Source organism: Egicoccus sp. AB-alg6-2 (genome assembly GCF_041821025.1).
In the GTDB taxonomy this organism is placed as follows: Bacteria; Actinomycetota; Nitriliruptoria; order Nitriliruptorales; family Nitriliruptoraceae; genus Egicoccus.
On the sequence record NZ_JBGUAY010000004.1, the window covers coordinates 295,693 to 315,223 of the forward strand.

A 19,531-nucleotide genomic window follows, 5' to 3' on the forward strand; every position below is an offset into this window, starting at 1 on the left:
TCGCCCGTGTGACCGCCTGCTCCGGAGCGAGTTCCGAGCGCGTCCGGACGACTCGCCTGCTTCTGGCACGATGCCGTATGCCCGTTCACCCGCACTCCGCCGTCGTGCCAGCCGCTCTCCCCCGCCGCGTGCTCGCGGCCTTCGGCCTCGACGCCGACGCCCCCCGCCGGCACCTCGGCTCCGTGTGGCTCTACGACGGCGCGGTGCTCAAGCCCGTGGACCACGGGCCCGAGGCGGCCTGGTGTGCCGACGTCCTCGAGGCGATCGAGGTCGAGGACGTACGACTCCCCCGGCCGCTGCGCACCCCGGCCGGCGAGGCGGTCGTCGCCGGGTGGTGCGGCTGGGAGCGCCTCACGGGCGAACCCGCCCCCGAGCGTTGGCAGGACGTGCTGGCCGTCGCCGACCGCCTGTACGGCGCGCTCGCCCACCTGGAACGGCCGGGTTGGCTCGAGACGAAGGACGACCCGTGGCGCCGGGCGGACCGCCACGCCTGGGGCGAGGCGCCGCTGACGAGCCACCCGTCCCCGCGCACGCATCCATTGCAGGCCCTGCTGAACCGGGTCGACGACCTCCGCCCGCCGGCGCCCGAACGGTCGCCGGCGCAGGTCGTGCACCTCGACCTGCTCGGCAACGTCCTGTTCGCCGACGGGGCCGCACCCGCCGTGATCGACCCGACGTTCTACTGGCGTCCCGCCGGCTACGCGGCAGCCGTCGTCGCCGTGGACGCCGCGGCGTGGACGGAGGCCGGCACCGCACCGCTGGAGCATCTCGCCGACCGTGGCCACCTCGACCTGCTGGTGCGCGCCGCTCGGTTCCGGATCGCCCGCGACGTCCTCGAACCGGATGCCGAACCAGCCAGGCTCGCCGGTCACCGCCGGGTGGTCGACTGGCTCGCGGACCGCTGCGGACACCGCCCCTCGATGCGTCCGCCTTCCGCCGTCGGAGGCACCGGACGGTCGCAACGGCTGCACTCCGACGAGGTCGCGATCGACACGGCGCTGGCGCAGCGGCTGGTGGCGGCACAGCATCCCGGATTCGCAGGCGAGCCACTCCTGCCGCTCGCCACCCAGGGCACCGACAACGTCGTCTTCCGCCTCGGCGAGCGGTGGTCCGTCCGTCTCCCACGCAAGGAAGCCGCCGTCCCGGGACTGCTGGCCGAACTCGAGTGGCTCCCGAGGTTGGCGCCCGAACTGCCCCTCCCGGTCCCCGTGCCCGTCGCGGCCGGCGCACCGTCGGCCGACTACCCCTTCCCGTGGGCGGTCTGCCGCTGGATCGACGGCACGACACCGGCCGAACACGCTGACCTCGACCCGGCCGACACGGCAACCCGGCTGGGACGGTTCGTGCGCGACCTCCAGCGCATCGACACCACCGGCGCTCCCGTGGCCGACGAGCGGACCCAGCGAGGGGGCTCCCTGCGCGCGTCCGACGGCGTCACCCGTGAGGCGCTCGCTCAGGTCGTCGCCCTGATCGCATCCGGCCGCCTCGAACCGGACCTGTTCGACCCGGCGCAGGCGCTGGAGCTCTGGCAGGCGGCGGTCGGGGCACCGGCCTGGACCGGTGCCGGGGTGTGGCTGCACCGTGATCTGCACCTCGCGAACCTGCTCGCCGAGCGCGGTCGTCTGCGTGGCGTCGTGGATTTCGGTGGCTTGGTGGTCGGCGACCCCGCAGGCAACGCCATGGCCGCCTGGCACGTGCTGCCCCCGCAGCATCGCGCTCGCTTCCTCACCGTCGTCGGCGCCGACGCGGCGACGCAACTGCGTGCCCGTGGGTGGGTGCTGTCGCAGGGACTGTTGGCGTTGCCGTACTACCTCGACACCCACGCCGGCATGGTGCGGATGGCGCGACGCGCCATCACGGCCGCAGTCGACACCACGGTCGCCTGCCCGCCGTGACGGATCGCCGCACCCGGGACAACGCGGTGATGGGACGGCGCGGTCGTGCGGTCAGCCAGAGGTGCACCTCTGCCTGCCATCACGGCCGCACCGAAGCATCACCGCAGGGCACCGCAGAAGTCAGCCGCGTTCGACGCCGGCGCGCAGCTCGCGGACGAGGGTGGCGACCCGCTCCGGGGCGCCGGCGGGATCGCCGCCTGCCGCCGCCTCGACGACCGAGGACCCCACGATGACGCCGTCGGCGTAGGCGGCGACCTGGGCCGCCGAGTCGCGGTCCTTCACGCCGATGCCGACGGCGATCGGCAGCGACGTCCGGGGCCGCAACCGGGCGACGAGGTCGCGCGTGACGTCCTGCGACACGCCCTTCACGCCGGTGACGCCGAGCAGGCCGACCGCGTACACCCACCCGCGTGACGCGGCGCCGATGGCGTCGAGGCGCTCGTCGGTCGACACCGACGAGGCGAGGAAGACCGTAGCCAGGCCGGCGCGGTCGGCCTCGCGCCGCCAGGCGTCTGCCTCGGGCACCGGCAGGTCGGGCAGGATCACCCCGGACAGGCCGGCCGCGGCGCACTCGTCCGCGAAGGCCGCGTAGCCGCGCGTGTCGGCGATGGTCACGTAGGTCATGACCAGCTTCGGGACGTCGAGGTGGTCCAGCGAACGGATCAACTCGAGGTGGTCGGCGACCCGGGTCCCGGCGTCGAGGACCTGCTGGTTGGCGGCCTGGATGATCGGCCCGTCCATCATCGGGTCGCTGAACGGCACCCCGATCTCGAGGATGTCCGCACCGGCCTCGACGGCGGCCTCGAAGCAGGCCCTCGAGGTCGCAGGGTCGGGGAAGCACGAGGTCAGGTACACGATCAGCGCGGCGCGGTCCTGCTCCCGGGCGCGGTCGAACGCGGCTTGGATCCGCTGCGCCCCGGCGACGGGTGCGGCGGTGGTCCCGGTCATGACGACACCTCCGGGGTCGCATCGGACACCGGTGGGACGTCGCTGCCCGCGACGCCACCGGGCGCACGGTCGCCGCCCGACGCGCCGAACGCTTTCGCGACCCCGAGGTCCCAGCCGGCCACCTCGACGACCTCGTCGACGTCCTTGTCACCGCGTCCCGACATCGTCAGGATCACCCGGGCCCCGTGCCCCAGTTCGGTCCGGCCGTGACGCAGCAACCAGCCGACCGCGTGGGCCGGCTCGAGCGCCGGGATGATGCCCTCGAGTTCGCAGGTCCGCCGGAAGCCCTCGAGCGCGTCCTCGTCGGTGGCGGCGACGTACTGGCCCCGCCCGGTGGAGGCGAGCCAGGCGTGCTCGGGACCGACCCCGGGATAGTCCAGGCCGGCGGACACCGAGTGCGCCGGCCTGACCTGCCCGTCGTCGTCGACCAGCACGATGGATCGCGAGCCGTGGAGGACGGCCTCGCGTCCCTCGCTGATGGTGGCCGCCGAACGGCCGCTGCCGACCCCCTCGCCGGCGGCTTCGACGCCGATCAGGCGCACGCCCTCCACCTCGATCCACTCGGCGAAGGACCCGATGGCGTTGGAACCGCCGCCGACACAGGCGATCACGGCGTCGGGGACGCCACCGGCCTGGGCGGCGAACTGCTCCTTGTCCTCGACCGAGATCACCTTCTGCAGTTCGCGCACGATCGTCGGGAAGGGGTGGGGCCCCATCGCCGAACCGATGAGGTAGTGGGTGTCGTCGACGTTGGTGACCCAGTCGCGCATGGCCTCGTTGATCGCGTCCTTGAGCGTGCGGGTGCCGGACTCGACCGGTACCACCTCCGCGCCGAGCAACTGCATGCGGACCACGTTCAGCCGCTGACGGCGGCAGTCCTCGGCGCCCATGTAGACCGTGCACCGCAGGCCGAACAGGGCGGCGGCGGTCGCGGTCGCGACGCCGTGCTGGCCGGCCCCCGTCTCGGCGATGACGCGCGGCTTGCCCATGCGCCTGGCCAGCAGCGCCTGGCCGACCACGTTGTTGAGCTTGTGCGAGCCCGTGTGGGCGAGGTCCTCGCGCTTGAGCCACACCTCGACACCGGCGGCCTCGGACAGGCGGCCGGCGCGGTACAGCGGGGTCGGCCGGCCGCCGTAGTCCCGGCGGAGCGCGTCCAGTTCCTCGCCGAACGACGGGTCGGCCTGGGCGTCGGCCCAGGCGTCGACGAGCCGGGTGAGGGCGTCGGAGAGGGACTCCGGCACGAACTGGCCGCCGAAGGCGCCGAAGTAGCCCTCGCGGACGGCCGCGGCCGGATCGGTGCTGGGCTGGGATGCGGTCATTCCTGCTCCGATGGGTCGGTACGGCCGGCGACGTCGGTCCTGGCGGCGCCGTCGGCAAGCCGTTCGGCCCCGGCGTCGGAGGTGGCGTCGGAACTGCCCCCGGAGGTCGGGCGCCCGGCGCCGGCCGCGACCAGCTCGACGACGGCGGCACGCGGGTCACGCGCGCGGACCAGGGTCTCGCCGACCAGGACCGCGTCGGCGCCCTCCTCGGCCGCGCGACGGACGTCGGCGGCGTCGCGGACGCCGGACTCGGCGACCGCCAGGACGCCGTCGGCCAGTTGCGACCGCAGGCGCGCGAACCCGTCGCGGTCGAGTTCGAAGGTCCGCAGGTCCCGTGCATTCACGCCAACGACGTCCGCGTCGATACGGGTCGCGGCCGCGACCTCGCTGGCGTCGTGCACCTCGACGAGCACGTCGAGGCCGGCGGCACGTGCCTCGTCGTGCAGCAACGCGAGGGTTGGCTCGTCCAACGCCGCCACGATGAGCAGCACGGCCGCCGCACCAGCCGCCCTGGCCTCCCACACCTGGTAGGGATCGACCAGGAAGTCCTTGCGCAGCGCGGGGACGCCGAGGGCGGCGACATCGGCGAGGTCGAGCAGGTTGCCGGCGAACTGGTCCGGTTCGGTCAGCACCGACACCGCGGCCGCTCCACCGGCGACGTACGCGGCCGCCTGGGTCGGCGCATTCAGGTCGGCGGCGATGGTCCCCTTCGACGGCGACGCACGCTTCACCTCGGCGATGACCGACACACCTGATCCGGCCAGGGCTTCGCGGAAGGCCGGTCCGCGCGGCGCCTCGCGCGCCCGCTCGCGCAACGCCTCGAGTGGTTCCCGCGCACGCGCCTCGTCGACGCGACGGCGCGCGCCGGCGAGCAACCCATCGAGGTAGGTCGTCATCGTCGACCCTCCGCCGTGTCGGCCGTGAGCCCTTCGGCGGCCCGGACGGCGGCGAGCACGGCACCGGCCTTGCTACGCGTCTCGCGTTCCTCGGCGTCCGGCCTCGAGTCGGCGACGATGCCGGCACCCGCCTGCACGTGGGCGGTGCCGTCCTGCAGCACGACCGTGCGGATCGTGATGCAGGTGTCGACGTTTCCGGCGAAGTCGACGTAACCGACGGCGCCGGCGTAGGGGCCGCGGCGGGTCGGCTCGAGCTCGTCGATGATCTGCATCGCGCGGACCTTCGGCGCACCGCTGACGGTGCCCGCCGGGAACACGGCGCGCACGACGTCGACCGGGCCGAGCCCGTCCTTGAGCGTTCCGGTGACCGAACTCACCAGGTGCATGACGTGGCTGTAGCGCTCGACGTGCATCAGGTCGCCGACGCGGACGCTGCCGATGTCGCAGACGCGCCCGAGATCGTTGCGGGCGAGGTCGACGAGCATGACGTGCTCGGCGCGCTCCTTGGCGTCGGCCAACAGTTCCTGCTCGTGCTGACGGTCCTCGGCCGGTGAGGCACCCCGGGGGCGCGTGCCGGCGATCGGCCAGGTCTCGACGTGGCGGTCCTGGACCTGGACCAGCGCCTCGGGCGAGGAGCCGACGATCTGGGTCGGCAGACCGCCGTCGACACCGCCGATCGCACCGAGGTCGAGCAGGTACAGGTAGGGCGAGGGGTTGATGACCCGGAGGACGCGGTAGATGTCGAAGGCGCTGGCGCCGGTCGGCACGCTGAAACGCTGGCTGACCACGGTCTGGAAGGTGTCGCCGGCCGCGACGTAGTCCTTGACGGCCTCGACCATCGCCTGGTACCGGCCCGGTTCGAGGTTGCTCGGCGCATCGGCCGGCGCGACGTCGGGCAGGGGTGGCGTGGCGGCGGGCAGCGACGTCGTCGACGACGACAGTTGTGCGACCACGGCGTCGGTGGCCGCGACCGCCGCGTCGTAGGCAGCCTCGAGATCATCGGGGGCCACCGCGTCGACGACGACGTTGGTGACCACGGTCAGCACCTGCCGCAGGTGGTCGAGCGCGACCACGTGCCGCGGGAACATCATGGCGAGGTCGGGCAGGCCGAGGTCGTCACGGCCCGTGTCCGGAATGCGCTCGACCTCACGGACGGCGTCGTAGCCGATGTAGCCCACCGCGCCGCCGTGCAGAGGCAGGTCGAGCACCGCCGGCGCCCGGAAGGCGTCCGTGACCTTCGCGAGCGCGTCGAGCGGGCCGCTGGCGTCGGCGGCGGCAGCGGGCGGCGTGCCCTCCCAGCTCACGTCGCCGTCGCGGCCGTGCAGGACCAGGAACGGGTCGGTGCCGACGAACGAGTAGCGGCCCCAGCGTTCCCCGTGTTCGGCGGACTCGAGCAGGAAGCTCGGGCCGTCGCCGGCGAGCCTCGCGTACACCGACAGCGGCGTGTGCAGGTCCGAGAGCACCTCGCGCCACACCGGCACCACCCCGTGCGTTGCGGCGAGGCGGACGAACTCGGCACGGTCGGGGCTGACGGTCACGTCGGGTCGCTCCTCGAGAAGGTCGGCTGGCGGTGGAAGCACGTGCGCTCGCCGGTGTGACACGCCACGCCGGTGTCCCCCTGGTCCACGAGGACGAGCAGGGTGTCCGCGTCACAGTCGACCCGCAGTTCCACGACGCGCTGCGTGTTCCCCGACGTCGCGCCCTTGTGCCACAGCGCCGCACGGGACCGGCTGTAGAACACCGTCTCGCCCAGCTCGTGGGTGCGCGCCAGCGCCTCGGCGTTCATCCACGCCACCATCAGCACCTCGCCGGTGTCGTGCTGCTGCACGACCGCCGGGATCAGGCCACGCTCGTCGAAGCGCAGGTCGTCGACCCCGACCGCTTCGTGCATGGACACTTCCTCCGTCGCCCCGGGCGGGACCGACCGTGGCGCGCGCGACGGGCCGGTTCGGCAGACCTGGACCGTCGAGACTACCCCCGGGCAAGGGGGCACCAACGTCAGTGCATGCAGGCGTGCCGTTCGTCTAGCGTGACCGATCGATGCGAACGACTCGGTGAGGATGACGCGCATGAGCAGCCCCGCGGCCTGGCACCCGGACCCGACCCGCAAGCACGACCACCGGTGGTGGGACGGCACCAAGTGGACCGAGCACGTCGCCGACGCGGGCGAGTCGAAGATCGACCACCTCGCCCCCGGTGATGCACCCCCGGCTCCGACCGGCGGTGTCCCGCCGACGGCGGAGCCCGATCCCGACATCACCACCGGCGGCTCCAGCGCCTATGGCGCCGCGGACGCGGCCGGCCACGGTGGTCTCGCCGGTGGCGCGGCGTCCGGCACCGGCGCCGGCGCCGACGCGGGTGCCGAAGGTGGAGCCGGCGGCCGGCCCGGTGCCTGGGAGGGAACCGCCGATCCCGACCAGGGGCAGCGGTGGCAGCAGCCGGGCGCGGGCGACCCGCACGACACGGCGCGGCAGCCGGCGTGGCAGCAGGGCCCGGGTTCGTACCAGCAGGGTTCCGGTGCGTATCAGCACGACGACGCGTATGGGCAGCAACCCGCCTGGGACCAGGGCGGTCAGGCCTACAGCCAGCGGGCCCAGTCCGGCACCGACGGTGTCGCCATCGCCGCGCTGGTGATCGGCATCCTGTCACTGCTGACGTCGTGGTTCGTGCTCGGTGGCCTCGGTGGCGTCATCGCCCTGATCCTGGGCTTCGTGGCCCTCGGGCGCATCAAGCGCAACCGTTCCGGCGGGCGCGGCATGGCGATCACGGGCATCGTGACCGGCGTGCTGTCCATTGTCGTCGCGATCCTGGTCGTGATCTTCGCGGTCGGCTTCTTCGGTGACGCCGCGGCCGAGTACGAGCAGTGCCTGCAGGAGAACTCGGAGGAGTTCTGCAACGAGCAGCTCGAGCAGGGCATCCTCGAACGCTTCAGCAACTGATGTCGTCGCCGGTCTGCCCGGCGTGCGGAGCGGGGCTGGCCCCCGTACCGGCGCCGGGCGGCGAGGCGACGGTGGGGAGCGTCGCGGGCGTGCTCGAGCAACGTCCCCGCTGGCGATGCGACAACGGGCACGACGCGGGCCCGGTGATCACCCCGGAACGCGCGCGGACCGAGGTGGCCGCGGCCATCACGATCGCGCGGGCGCGTCGTCTGCGCCGCGGTGACCGCTGCCGCGTCTGTGACGCCGACCTCGTCATGCCCGTGCGACGCACGGTGTGGGCCGCCACCCTGACCGACGACGAGCGCCGGGCGGCCGTCACGCTCACCTACGACGTCCCGGCGACGCGGTGCCCGGACTGCGGGTGCAACCAGGTGCCGACCCGGTCGGTGGACGACCTGTTCGCGGTCCTCGACCGCCTGCTCCGCGAGGAGTGAGCCGGACGGGGCAGGCCGCCCGCCGTGCCGACGTCAGGGCGTCTGCGGCGGCGTACGGCGGACGGTGACACCGCGGTCGGCCATGTGCGCCTTCACGTCGCGGATGCGCAACTCGCCGAAGTGGAACACCGAGGCCGCGAGCACCGCCGACGCGTGGCCCTGCAGGATGCCGTCCGCGAGATGGTCGGGCGTGCCCGCGCCGCCCGAGGCGATCACGGGCACGTCGACGAGGTCGGTGACCGCCCGCAGCAGGTCGAGGTCGAACCCGGCCTTGGTTCCGTCCCGGTCCATCGACGTCAGCAGGATCTCACCCGCCCCCCGGCGGGCGACCTCTCGGCACCATGCCACGGCATCGGTTCCCGTGGGGGTGCGTCCGCCGTTGACGAACAGTTCCCAGCCGGCGGACGGGTCGTCGCCGACACGGCGGCGGGCGTCGACCGCGGCGACGACGGACTGGGCACCGACGGCGTCGGCACACTCGGTGAGCAGTTCCGGTCGCCGGACGGCGGCGGTGTTGAACGCGATCTTGTCCGCACCCGCGTGCAGCATCCGGCGGGCATCGGCGACGCTGCGCATGCCCCCGCCGACGGCGAACGGGATCGAGACCTGTTCGGCGACCCGATGGACGACGTCGACCATGATGTCGCGTGCGTCGCTGGAAGCGGTGATGTCGAGGAAGACCAGTTCGTCGGCGCCCTCGAGGTCGTACAGGCGGGCGAGTTCCACGGGGTCGCCGGCGTCGCGCAGGTCGACGAAGTTGACGCCCTTGACGACCCGTCCGGCGGTGACGTCGAGGCACGGGATGACCCGTGCGGCGAGGGTTTGCGCCCCCGTGGTGACGGGCACGTTCATGCCGGTTCCGAACCGCCGACGACGGCCAACGCCTCGCCGAGGGTGAACGCCCCGCTGTAGAGCGCCTTGCCGACGATGGCGGCATCGACCCGCGGGTGGCAGTCGGCCAGGATCCGCAGATCGGCGATGGTGCTCACGCCCCCGGACGCGGTCACGTGGGCGTCCGTGGCGTCCGCGACGCGGGTCAACATCCCGACATTCGGTCCCTGCAGCATTCCGTCCTTGGCCACGTCGGTGTAGACGAAGCGCGGAACGCCCATCGTCGTGAACGTCTCGAGCGCGTCGAAGAGGTCGCCGGCCTCCTCGGTCCACCCCCGCGCCTGCAGCGTGGTGCCCCGGGCGTCGAGCCCGACGGCGATGCGCGGCCCAACGGCATCGAGCACCTCGGCGACGAACGCCGGCCGAGACAGCGCCATCGTGCCGATGACCACGCGCTCGGCGCCGTAGGACAACGACGCCTCGACGTCGGCCAGGGTCCGTACGCCACCCGACGCCTGGACCCGGCAACCGGTCGCCTCGACGATCGCCTCGATCAGGTGCCGGTTCCTCGGCTCGCCGGTGAACGCCGCATCGAGGTCGACGACGTGCAACCACTCCGTCCCGACGTCGGCGAAACGCTGGGCGGCTGCCACGGGATCGGCGTCGTAGACGGTCTCCGCATCGGCGCGGCCCTGGGTCAGGCGGACGGCGCGGCCGTCCTTGATGTCCACGGCCGGGTACAGGGTCAACACGTTCGGTGCTCCTCGTGGTCAGGCCGCGAGCGTGGCGACCCAGTTGGCGAGCAGGCGTCGCCCGATCTCGCCGGACTTCTCGGGGTGGAACTGGGTGCCGACCACGCTCGACTGGCGGACGAGGCTCGGGAAGTCGACGCCACCGTAGGCGGTGCGCCCCACGACCGGTTCCTGGTCGGTCGGCACCGCGTAGTAGGAGTGCACGTAGTACACCCGCTCCCCCGCCACCCCGTTCAGCAGTTCGTCTTCCTCGTGGCCGTCGGCGGCGTGGAGCACGTCCCAGCCCATGTGCGGGACGATCGCACCGGCGGGGAACCGCTCGACCCGCCCGGCCAGGAGCCCAAGTCCCGGTTCGTCACCCTCGGACGAGCCGTCGTAGAGCAACTGCATCCCGACGCAGATGCCGAAGACCGGACGCCGGGCGGCGATCCAATCCTGCAGCAGGGCATGCAACCCGGAACGGCGGAGGGACGCGACGCAGGATCCGAAGTGACCGACTCCCGGGACGACCAGGCCGTCCGCCTCGGCCGCCGCGTCCGGGTCGGCGGTGACGAACGCGTCGGCACCGGCAGCGTCGAACCCGCGCTTGGCCGAGCGCACGTTGCCTGCGTCGTAGTCCAGCACCGCGAGTCGAGGGCGCGACCGGGCGTCGGTCACTGCAGGACGCCCTTGGTGGAGGGCACGGTGCCCTCGCCGGTGACGGCGACCGCGCGTCGCAGCGCGACGGCGAACGCCTTGAAGACCGACTCGAAGACGTGATGGGTGTTCTCACCGGACACGTTGTGGACGTGCACGGTGATGCGGGCGTTGGCGACCAGCGCCTCGAAGAAGTGCTTCAGCAGGTGGACCTCCAGCGTTCCGATGGTGGGCACCGGGGGGGTCACGTCCCAGACCAGGAAGGGGCGACCGGAGAGGTCGACGGCCACGCGCGTGAGTGCCTCGTCGATGGGCACCTGGGAGTCGCCGAACCGCTCGACGCCAGCACGGTCGCCCCAGGCCTCCGTCAGCGCCTGGCCGAGCGCGATGCCGACGTCCTCGATGGTGTGGTGCTCGTCGATCTCGAGGTCGCCCTCGGCCTTGACCGTGAGGTCGAGACGGCCGTGCCGCCCGAGCTGGTCGAGCATGTGGTCGAAGAACGGAACCCCGGTGGCGACGTCGACGGTGCCACGACCGTCGAGGTCGACCTCGACCTCGATGCGGGTCTCCTTGGTGTCGCGGCTGACGCGACCGACACGGCTGCTCACGGGTGCTCCTGGTACGGGAAGGTGGACGGGCGGGTCAGGCCAGCGCGTTGTGGAGCGCGGCGAGGAAGGCGTCGTTCTCGGCCGGTGTGCCGATCGTGACACGGAGGCAGCCGGTCAGGCGCGGCTTCGACGTGAAGTCGCGCACCAGCACGCCCTGGTCGAGCAGGCGCGTGAAGAGGTCGTCGACGTCGGTGCGGAACAGCAGGAAGTTCGCCGCCGACGGCCACACCCGGACGCCGTCCATGCCTGCCAGCACGGCCGACACCCGGTCACGCTCGTCGGCGACCTGTTGGCGGTGGCCGAGGAAGTCGGCCTCCTGCTCGAGCGCGACCAGGCCGGCGACCTGTTTCATGGCATCGAGGTGGTAGGGCAGGCGGACCTTTTGGACGTCGTCGACGACCCAGTCCGCCGCCGCGAGGTACCCCAACCGCAGGCCGGCGAGCCGGAAGGCCTTGGAGAAGGTGCGGACGACCGCCAGGCGCGGCAGTTGCCCGACGAGGTCGACCACCGACGCATCCGGGCCGCCGAACTCGACGTAGGCCTCGTCGACGACGACCAGGGCCCGGGTCGTGTCGTGGACCGTCCGGATCGCGTCGTGCCCGACCGGCGTGCCGACCGGGTTGTTCGGGCTCGGGACCAGGACGAGGTCGGGGTCCTCGGCGGCGATCGCCTGCGCCACGTCGGGTGTGAGCTGGAAATCGTCGTCGAGGTCGACCTCGACGGCGGAGGTGAGGCTGGTCCGGCACAGCTCGGGGTACATCGAGTAGCCGGGCCGGACATACACGGCGCGTCGGCCGGGACCGCCGTAGGCCTGCAGCAGTTGCTGGAGGACCTCGTTGGAGCCGTTGGCCGCCCAGACCTGGTCGGCGCGCAGCCGGAGCCGACGGGCCAGCGCCTCGCGCAGTCGTCGGTGGGGCCGGTCCGGGTAACGGTTGAGCTGCAGCGCGGTGATCCGCCGGGCCACCTCGTCGAGGTAGCCGGCGGGTGGGAGGTCGGCGGTCTCGTTGGTGTTGAGCCGGACCGGCACGTCGAGCTGTGGCGCCCCGTACGGCTCGACGTCCGCGAGGTCCGCGCGTACGGGCAGCCGCTGCGCCGCGGCGCGCGGCGGGACCCCGGCGCTCACGCGTCGCCCCGCGGCTCGAAGCGCACGTCCACGGCACGGGCGTGGGCCGGCAGGTCCTCGCTGTGGGCCAGCGCGTCGACGTCTGCGGCGAAGTCGCGCAACTGCTGCTCGGTGTACTCGACGTAGTTGACGGGCACCAGGAACGAGGTCGTCGACAGCCCGCCCGAAAACCGGGCGGTGCCCGAGGTGGGCAGGGTGTGGTTGGGCCCCGCGCCGTAGTCGCCGACCGAGACCGGGGTCCACGGCCCGATGAAGGTGGTGCCGGCGTAACGGATGCGTTCGGCCACCTTGGCCGCGTCGGCCGTGTGGACCTCGAGGTGTTCGGCCGCGAACACCTCGGCGACCTCGATGGCGTGGTCGAGGTCGTCGACGAGCACGACGGTGCCCTGGTTGCGCAGGGCGGTCTCGATGCGCTGGGCGTGCCGGGCGCGCGGAACCTCCTCCTCGAGCGCCGCCTCGACCGGGTCGACGAGGCCGGGCTCGGTCGTGATCAGCAGGGACACGACCAGTTCGTCGTGCTCGGCCTGTCCGACGAGGTCGGCCGCGACGTTGCGGGCGTCGGCCGTGGCATCGGCGACGATGGCCACCTCGGTGGGGCCGGCATAGCCCTCGATGCCGATGACACCCTCGGCCGCCAGCTGCTGCTTCGCCAGCGCGACGTGGAGGTTGCCCGGTCCGACGACCATGTCGCAGTGCGGGACGGCATCGGTGCCATACGCCATGGCGGCGATGGCCTGGGCCCCGCCGACCCGTACGACGCGGTCGACGCCCAGCAGCGCCGCCGCGGCCAGCACGGTGCGGTTGGGCCAACCGTCGCGCTCCCCCGACTCGGGCGGCGCGAACCCGGTGCCGGACGGCGGGGTGCACAGCACGATCTCGTCGACACCGGCGACCTGCGCGGGCACGACCGTCATGATCACGGTCGAGGGATAGGCGGCCTTGCCGCCGGGCACGTACACGCCGGCGCGCGCGACCGGTCGGTGCCACACGCCCATCCGCACGCCGTCGAGGTGGTCCTCCCAGTCGGCGGGGCGGCTCCTCTCGTGGAACCAGCGCACCTGCTCGATCGAGCGTTCGAGCGCGGACCGCAGAGCGGGGTCGAGCCGGTCGAGCGACTCATGCAGGACGTCCGACGGGACGACGAGGTCGTCGAGGTCCTGGCCGTCGAACCTGGCGGTGAGCTCGCGGAGGGCGGCATCACCGCGGTCGCGGACCGCCTGCAGCGTCGCTTCGACGCCCTGACGGGCCGTGGCGAGGTCGGTACGGGGCCGCGGCAGCCGGTCGCGCGGGTCGGACCGGTCGCCGCGCAGGTCGACGACGGTCAGGCGGGCCATGCGGGAGACCTCGGGGAGGGGACGTTCGGGAGCGTACCCACGCGCGCCCCCCGCCCGGTTCCCGCGCGGCTGCGTGGCGCCGACGGCCCCGCCGCCGGTGACCGTTTGGAAGCGCGTACCGATGTGCCCGGTGCGGAGCCATCAGGAACCGGCGGCAGTGCGATCTAGTTGCCGATGATGCCGGCGCCCACCAGGGCATAGACGAGCAGGCCGAGCACGAGGGCGCCGACGATGACCATCATCGTGCCCTTCGAGCCCGTACCGGACTTCTGCGCCTCGGGGTGCATGCCCGGGCGGCGGCCCGCGTCGTTTCGGTTCTCGGGACGGTTGCGCGCCGCCTCGCGGTTGGCGTCGCCGGGCTCGTCCTGGTGCGGGTGGGTGCTCATGCCGGACCTTTCGTGGTTGCTGATCCCCCAGCGAACCGCACGGCGGCGCCGACGCACGGCGCCACGGTCCGCCGTTGGGCCAGGTTCGGCCCTCAGGACACCGAGACCACGGTCGTGCCCGACGGCACCAGGTCGAAGAGCTCGATGACGTCGGCGTTGTACATCCGCACGCAGCCGTTGGACGACGCGCTGCCGACCGACGCCTCGTTGGGCGTGCCGTGGAACCGGATCAGGGTGTCGCGCCCCGACGTGGTGTTCCAGTTGAGGGCGCGGGGACCGAGCGGGTTGTCCGGGCCGGGTCCGATGCGCTCGGGCATGTCGGCCCCCCAACGGTCGGGGGCCGGGTTCACCCAGGTCGGCTCGAAGCGCTTGGCGCCGATGACGAACGTGCCGGTCGGCGTGGGACTGTTGTTCGTGCCGACCGCGACGGGCCAGGTCCGTTGCCGGTCGGCGCCCCGGTACAGGTGCAGCTCGCGGGCGGACTGGTCGAGCAGGAGCACCGTCCCGAAGCTGTCGGCCGTGACCGAAGGACGCGTCGTCACGAGCTCGAGCTGCACCTCGGCGGTCTCGCCCGCCAGGGCACGCGCCAGCTCGGCCCGGGCTTCCGCGCGGTCGAGGGAGACGCCGGTGCGCTCGGGCCGCACGGTGAACGCGCCGTCGACGAACGTGATCTCGGCGTCGCGGCGCGCCACCACGTGGTCCGCGGCCAGCTCGTCGACGACTGCGGCGACCTCGGCGTCGTCGATGTCGAGTTCGATCGGGCCGAGCTCGATCTGCCCGGTCGAGGCCGCACGGGCGAGGGCGCCGTCGAGCACGGCCGCGGCGTTGCTGCCGGCACCGAGCTCGCGCGGCGTCACCGTCCGTTCGTCGTCGGCGAGGTGGACGGTGACGGCGTGGTCGTAGGCGCTGCGCACCGCGGCCTCGACCGCGTCGGCGACCTCGCGCACGAGGTCGGTGTCGAGCTGCGGGGGAAGCTCGGCGACGGTCAGCTCGGCGTGGTCGTCCTCGCCGGCCAGCAGGCCCCGGAGTGCTTCCTCGGCGCCTGCACGGTCGAGCTGACGACCGGTGACCGCGGCGTCGACGTGGGCCCCGTCGGCGTCCCAGGCCGCATAGGCGTCGGTGGCCGGCCGGTCGATGTCGTCGGCCACCCCGGCGACGAAGGACTCGATGCCGGACTCCGGGACGTCGATCCCGACCTCGGCGGCGAAGCTGGCGGTGCCGTTGGCCCACCGCATGCGCGCGAGGTCGCCGAATCCTGCGGCGTCGGTGTGCGCTCGTGCCTCGGCGACGGCGGCCTCGACGTCGGCGACGCCACCGAGCCCGCGGGCCGTCGTGGTCCAGGTCTTCGACCCGTCGGTCAGCGTCAGCTCGCGGTCCAGGCGGGCCGCGAGGTGGTCGCGGACGGCCTCGGTCGCCTCGTCGGCGGTCTGACCGCCCACGGGCACCGAGGCGATCGTCGTCCCCGGCAGCAGGCGGCCCTCGTCGCGGAGCTGGTCCCCCCAGGCGACGGTCGCGGCACTCATGGCCGTTCCGAGCGCCAGCAGGACCACCAGGAAGGCCCCGACGATGATCGTGCCCCGACTCGGCCGCGCCCGGGCGGCCGTACGCCTCGTCTGCATCTGTTGCGTCCCCGTATCAGATTGCCCTGCGCCCGCGACGCGGCGCGCAGGTCGAGGATAACCAGGACACCCGTCCCTGCCGACGGCGTGCGCCTGCCGGGAAGGCCAGGATCCGATGCAACCGATGGAGGTCGTCGAGCGTCAGGTCAGGGCCGGTTCCCGCTCCCGTGAACGTCGCCACCGTGGCTCGTCGTCCTCGGCGCCGAAGGTCTTGTCGCCGGCGTCGTCGTCGACCGAGTCGGGGCCGAAGGCGGCCTTGATCTCGCCGAAGAGCCCGGGGCGCCGTTCGACGCGGAGATCGTCCCCGAGTCGGTAGGTCCGGCTGGCGCCGTCGGGCGTGCGCACCTGCAGGTGCACCGGGACGGCGCCCTGGTGGTGCACCAGGACGTCCTTGAGGCGGCGGACGGCATCGGCGGTGCACTGTTCGGCGGCGAAGCGCACGACGACCGGCGACCCGAGCGCCTCGGACAGGTCGGGGGCCGACACGCGGTTGGCCTGCAGCTTGATGGCCTCGTCGCGGATCTCGAGGCGCCCCGTCACGACCAGCACCGCGTCCTCGACCAGCACCTCGTGGGCGGCGCGGTAGGTGTTCGGCCAGAAGACGACCTCGACGTTACCGGTGAGGTCCTCGAGGGTCGCGACCAGGTAGGTGTCGCCCTTCTTCGTGAACTTCTTGGTCAGGCCGGTGAGCACGCCGCCGACGGTGACGTTGTCGGAGTCGTTCTTCTCGCGCAGGCCGGCGCAGCTGGTGTCCACGTGGCGTTCGATCACCCGCTCGGTGCCGAACAGCGGATGGTCCGAGACGTACAGGCCCAGCATCTCGCGCTCGAACTTGAGCAACTGCGACTTGTCGAACTCGTCGCCGGGGATCTCGGGCGCGTCGTCGAGGTCGACCGCGTCACCGCCGCCGTCGTCACCGAACAGCGACAGGAACCCGGCGGCCTCGTCCTTCTTCGCCTTCTGGGCCGTGTCGACCATCAGCTCGTAGACCGCGAGCAACCCCTTGCGCGTGTGTCCGAGCGACGAGAAGGCCCCCGCGAGGATCAGGTTCTCGATCGTGCGCTTGTTCAGCACGCTGCCGTCGACCTTGGCACAGAAGTCGGCGAAGTCGGCGAAGACCCCCTTCTCGGCGCGGGCGCGCACGATCTGCTCGACGATGCCCTCGCCGACGCCGCGGACGGCGGACAGGCCGAACAGGATCTCGTCCCCACGGGGGGTGAAGTCGCTGCCCGAGGTGTTGATGTCGGGCGGGAGCACGTCGATGCCCATGCGCCGACACTCGTTGAGGTACAGCGGCTTGTTGTCCTTGTGGTTCTTCACGCTGGTCAGCAGCGCCGCCATGTACTCGACCGGGTAGTGGGCCTTGAGCCAGGCGGTCTGGTAGCTGATGACGCCGTAGGCGACCGTGTGCGACTTGTTGAACCCGTACTCGGCGAACTTCTCGATCAGCCCCCACAGGTTGGACATCAGCGCGCGGTCGTAGCCGTTGGCGACGCCACCGGTGATGAACTGGTCCTTGAAGGACTCCATCAGGTCGCGCTTCTTCTTGCCGACCGCCTTGCGCAGACCGTCGGCGTCCGACATCGTGAAGCCCGCCAGGTCGGTGGCGATCTTCATGACCTGTTCCTGGTAGACCACGATCGCGTAGGTGTCGCCGAGGACCGGTTCGAGGTCGGGGTGGTCGAAGGTGACCGCTTCCTGACCGTTCTTGCGGTTGGCGTAGGCGATGTGCATGTCCATCGACAGCGGACCCGGCCGGTACAGCGCGAGCAGGGCCGAGATGTCGTCGAACCGCGTCGGTCGCAGCTTCCGCACCAGGGCCTGCATGCCGGTCGAGTCGAGCTGGAACACCCCGAGCGTGAACCCGGTGGAGAGCATCTCGTAGGTCGTGGGGTCGTCCATGTCGCCGAGCAGTTCGGCGTCGTCGAGGTCGACCTCGATGCCGCGGTTGGCCTTGATGTGCCGCTCGGCGTCGGAGATGACCGTGAGGTTGCGGATGCCGAGGAAGTCCATCTTCAGCAGACCGATGGCTTCGGCCGCGCCCATCTCGTACTGGGTGACGATTTCGCCGTTGTCGGTCTTGAGCAGCGGCACGATCTCGTCGAGCGGTGACGCCCCGATGATGACCGCGGCGGCGTGGATGCCGTGCTGGCGCTTGAGGCCCTCGAGCTTCTCGGCGGTCTCGAGCACCTTGCGGTAGGTCGGGTCGTTGCGTGCCTCACGCAGCTCGGAGGACTTCTCGTACGCCTCGGCGAGCGGCGCCTCCTTGCCCTGCACCGGTGGCGGCATCATCTTGCAGAGCGTGTCGCCGACGCTGAAGGGCTCGTCGAGCACCCGGGCGGCATCGCGGATGGCCGACTTGGCCTTGATCGTGCCGAAGGTGACCACCTGTGCGACGTGGTCGTCGCCGTAGCGCGACGCGGCGTAGCGGATCATCTCGCCGCGACGGCGGTCGTCGAAGTCGATGTCGATGTCGGGCATCGAGATGCGGGCGGGGTTGAGGAACCGCTCGAAGATCAGGCCGTACTTGATCGGGTCGACCCGCGTGATGTCGGTGCAGTAGGCGACCACGGACCCGCCGGCGGAGCCGCGGCCCGGGCCGACGCGGATGCCCGCGCTGCGGGCGTACTCGCACAGGTCGGCGACGATGAGGAAGTAGGCCGGAAAGCCCATGTCGTTGATGACGCCGAGCTCGTACTCGATGCGCTGGGCGACGGCGTCGGGCACCGGGTCGCCGTAGCGGGCCTTGGCGCCCTCCCACACCTTGTGGGCGAGGAACGCCGCCTCGTCCATCCCCGGTGGGCAGGGGAACTTCGGCAGCAGGTCGAGGTCGAACTCGATCCTGGCGTCGCACATCTCGTTGATGTCGAGCGTGGCGTCGAGCGCGTCGCGGTACTGGTGGTACTGCTCGCGCATCTCGCGGGCGGTCTTGACGTAGAACTGGTCGCCGGAGAACCGGAACCGGTCGACGTCGGAGATCTTCGAGCCGGTCTGGATGCACAGCAGGACGTCGTGTGCCTCGGCATCCTCGGCGTTGGTGTAGTGCGAGTCGTTGGTGATGACGGTGCGGAGCCCGAGCTCCTTGGCCAGCTTCTCGAGCACCGGCCAGGTCCGCTTCTGCTCCTCGATGCCGTGGTCCTGCAGTTCGACGAAGAAGCGCTCGGCGGTGTAGATGTCCCTGAAATCGCTCAGGACCTGCCTCGCCTCGGCCTCGTCGCCCTTCAGCAGGGCCTGGTTGACCTCGGATCCGAGGCATCCCGACAGCGCGATGATGCCGTCGCTGTGCCGGGCGAGCAGTTCCTTGTCGACGCGCGGCTTGTACCAGTAGCCGTCGAGGTAGGCCTGCGTGGACAGCTTGACCAGGCTGCGGTAGCCGGCGTCGTTCTGGGCCAGCGTCGTGAGGTGGAAGTACCGCTGGCGGCCGTCGGACCCGCCCAGGCGCTGGTCGCGACGCGAACCGATGGCCTGGTACAGCTCCGAGCCGAGGATCGGGTTGACGCCCCTGGCCGTGCCCTGCCGGTAGAAGTCGGCCAGCCCGAACAGCACGCCGTGGTCGGTGATCGCGACCCCCGGTTGCTCGTCGCCGGCGACCTTGTCGAACAGCTGGCCGAGCCGCGAGGCACCGTCCAGCATCGAGTACTCGGTGTGCACGTGCAGGTGGACGAAGCTGTCGCGGCTGCCACTACCCACGGGTGCACGCTCCCCGGTCTCGTCGAGCACGTCGGACGCGACCCACACGGCAACCTGCGCCGTGCAGCGTCGATCACGGCGGGGGTTCTCGGGGAAGGGCCGGCACGACGCCGACGCCAGA

At 72.1% G+C, this 19,531-nt stretch carries 17 protein-coding genes; 3 read left to right on the top strand and 14 right to left on the bottom strand.

Annotation, left to right across the window (positions count from 1 at the left end; genetic code table 11):
• Positions 1-77 precede the first annotated feature (77 nt).
• A complete protein-coding gene (locus ACERMF_RS08620) occupies positions 78-1,895 on the top strand; it encodes a phosphotransferase (protein WP_373668652.1) in 1,818 nt (605 codons plus the stop codon).
• 120 nt (positions 1,896-2,015) lie between these two features.
• Here ACERMF_RS08620 and trpA read toward each other — a convergent pair whose 3' ends face one another.
• The 5 genes from trpA to hisI are packed head-to-tail and all read right to left on the bottom strand — an operon-like array spanning position 2,016 to position 6,949.
• Positions 2,016-2,843, bottom strand: coding sequence for a tryptophan synthase subunit alpha (gene trpA, locus ACERMF_RS08625; RefSeq protein ID WP_373668653.1), 828 nt, complete (start codon positions 2,841-2,843; stop codon positions 2,016-2,018).
• Positions 2,840-4,162, bottom strand: a complete 1,323-nt coding sequence (gene trpB / locus ACERMF_RS08630) for a tryptophan synthase subunit beta (RefSeq protein ID WP_373668654.1) — start codon at positions 4,160-4,162, stop codon at positions 2,840-2,842. The genes trpA and trpB overlap by 4 nt, the downstream gene beginning before the upstream one ends.
• On the bottom strand, positions 4,159-5,058 hold the full coding sequence (gene trpC / locus ACERMF_RS08635) for an indole-3-glycerol phosphate synthase TrpC (protein ID WP_373668655.1): 900 nt from the start codon (positions 5,056-5,058) through the stop codon (positions 4,159-4,161). The genes trpB and trpC overlap by 4 nt, the downstream gene beginning before the upstream one ends.
• Positions 5,055-6,596 (bottom strand): anthranilate synthase component I, encoded by a 1,542-nt coding sequence (gene trpE / locus ACERMF_RS08640; RefSeq protein ID WP_373668656.1) that lies wholly within the window; start codon positions 6,594-6,596, stop codon positions 5,055-5,057. The genes trpC and trpE overlap by 4 nt, the downstream gene beginning before the upstream one ends.
• Positions 6,593-6,949, bottom strand: a complete 357-nt coding sequence (gene hisI, locus ACERMF_RS08645) for a phosphoribosyl-AMP cyclohydrolase (protein WP_373668657.1) — start codon at positions 6,947-6,949, stop codon at positions 6,593-6,595. The genes trpE and hisI overlap by 4 nt, the downstream gene beginning before the upstream one ends.
• A gap of 178 nt (positions 6,950-7,127) precedes the next feature.
• On the opposite strand from hisI, the gene ACERMF_RS08650 reads away from it, so the two are divergent.
• Positions 7,128-7,997 (top strand): DUF4190 domain-containing protein, encoded by an 870-nt coding sequence (locus ACERMF_RS08650; protein WP_373668658.1) that lies wholly within the window; start codon positions 7,128-7,130, stop codon positions 7,995-7,997.
• A 71-nt stretch (positions 7,998-8,068) separates the two neighbouring features.
• Positions 8,069-8,431, top strand: coding sequence for a hypothetical protein (locus ACERMF_RS08655; protein WP_373668659.1), 363 nt, complete (start codon positions 8,069-8,071; stop codon positions 8,429-8,431).
• Positions 8,432-8,464: 33 nt separating this feature from the next.
• Here ACERMF_RS08655 and hisF read toward each other — a convergent pair whose 3' ends face one another.
• From hisF to dnaE, 9 genes are all read right to left on the bottom strand, one after another.
• The gene (hisF, locus tag ACERMF_RS08660) at positions 8,465-9,283 is read right to left on the bottom strand and encodes an imidazole glycerol phosphate synthase subunit HisF (protein ID WP_373668660.1); all 819 of its coding nucleotides are present in this window, start codon (positions 9,281-9,283) and stop codon (positions 8,465-8,467) included.
• A complete protein-coding gene (gene hisA / locus ACERMF_RS08665; RefSeq protein WP_373668661.1) occupies positions 9,280-10,014 on the bottom strand; it encodes a 1-(5-phosphoribosyl)-5-[(5-phosphoribosylamino)methylideneamino]imidazole-4-carboxamide isomerase in 735 nt (244 codons plus the stop codon). Before hisA ends, hisF begins: the two co-directional genes overlap by 4 nt.
• Before the next feature lie 18 nt (positions 10,015-10,032).
• Complete coding sequence (gene hisH / locus ACERMF_RS08670; RefSeq protein ID WP_373668662.1) at positions 10,033-10,671, bottom strand: imidazole glycerol phosphate synthase subunit HisH; 639 nt, start codon at positions 10,669-10,671, stop codon at positions 10,033-10,035.
• A complete protein-coding gene (gene hisB / locus ACERMF_RS08675) occupies positions 10,668-11,258 on the bottom strand; it encodes an imidazoleglycerol-phosphate dehydratase HisB (protein ID WP_373668663.1) in 591 nt (196 codons plus the stop codon). Before hisB ends, hisH begins: the two co-directional genes overlap by 4 nt.
• A 34-nt stretch (positions 11,259-11,292) precedes the next feature.
• Positions 11,293-12,381, bottom strand: coding sequence for a histidinol-phosphate transaminase (hisC, locus tag ACERMF_RS08680; RefSeq protein ID WP_373668664.1), 1,089 nt, complete (start codon positions 12,379-12,381; stop codon positions 11,293-11,295).
• Positions 12,378-13,715: a histidinol dehydrogenase gene (hisD, locus tag ACERMF_RS08685; RefSeq protein ID WP_373668665.1), complete on the bottom strand. Its 1,338-nt coding sequence runs from the start codon at positions 13,713-13,715 to the stop codon at positions 12,378-12,380. The genes hisC and hisD overlap by 4 nt, the downstream gene beginning before the upstream one ends.
• A gap of 164 nt (positions 13,716-13,879) precedes the next feature.
• Positions 13,880-14,101, bottom strand: a complete 222-nt coding sequence (locus ACERMF_RS08690) for a hypothetical protein (RefSeq protein ID WP_373668666.1) — start codon at positions 14,099-14,101, stop codon at positions 13,880-13,882.
• Positions 14,102-14,193: 92 nt separating this feature from the next.
• Positions 14,194-15,720, bottom strand: coding sequence for a L,D-transpeptidase family protein (locus tag ACERMF_RS08695; protein ID WP_373668667.1), 1,527 nt, complete (start codon positions 15,718-15,720; stop codon positions 14,194-14,196).
• Positions 15,721-15,861: 141 nt separating this feature from the next.
• Positions 15,862-19,458 carry a DNA polymerase III subunit alpha gene (gene dnaE / locus ACERMF_RS08700; protein WP_373668668.1) on the bottom strand — a complete coding sequence of 1,199 codons (3,597 nt, stop codon included), beginning with the start codon at positions 19,456-19,458 and terminating at the stop codon, positions 15,862-15,864.
• Positions 19,459-19,531: the final 73 nt, after the last annotated feature.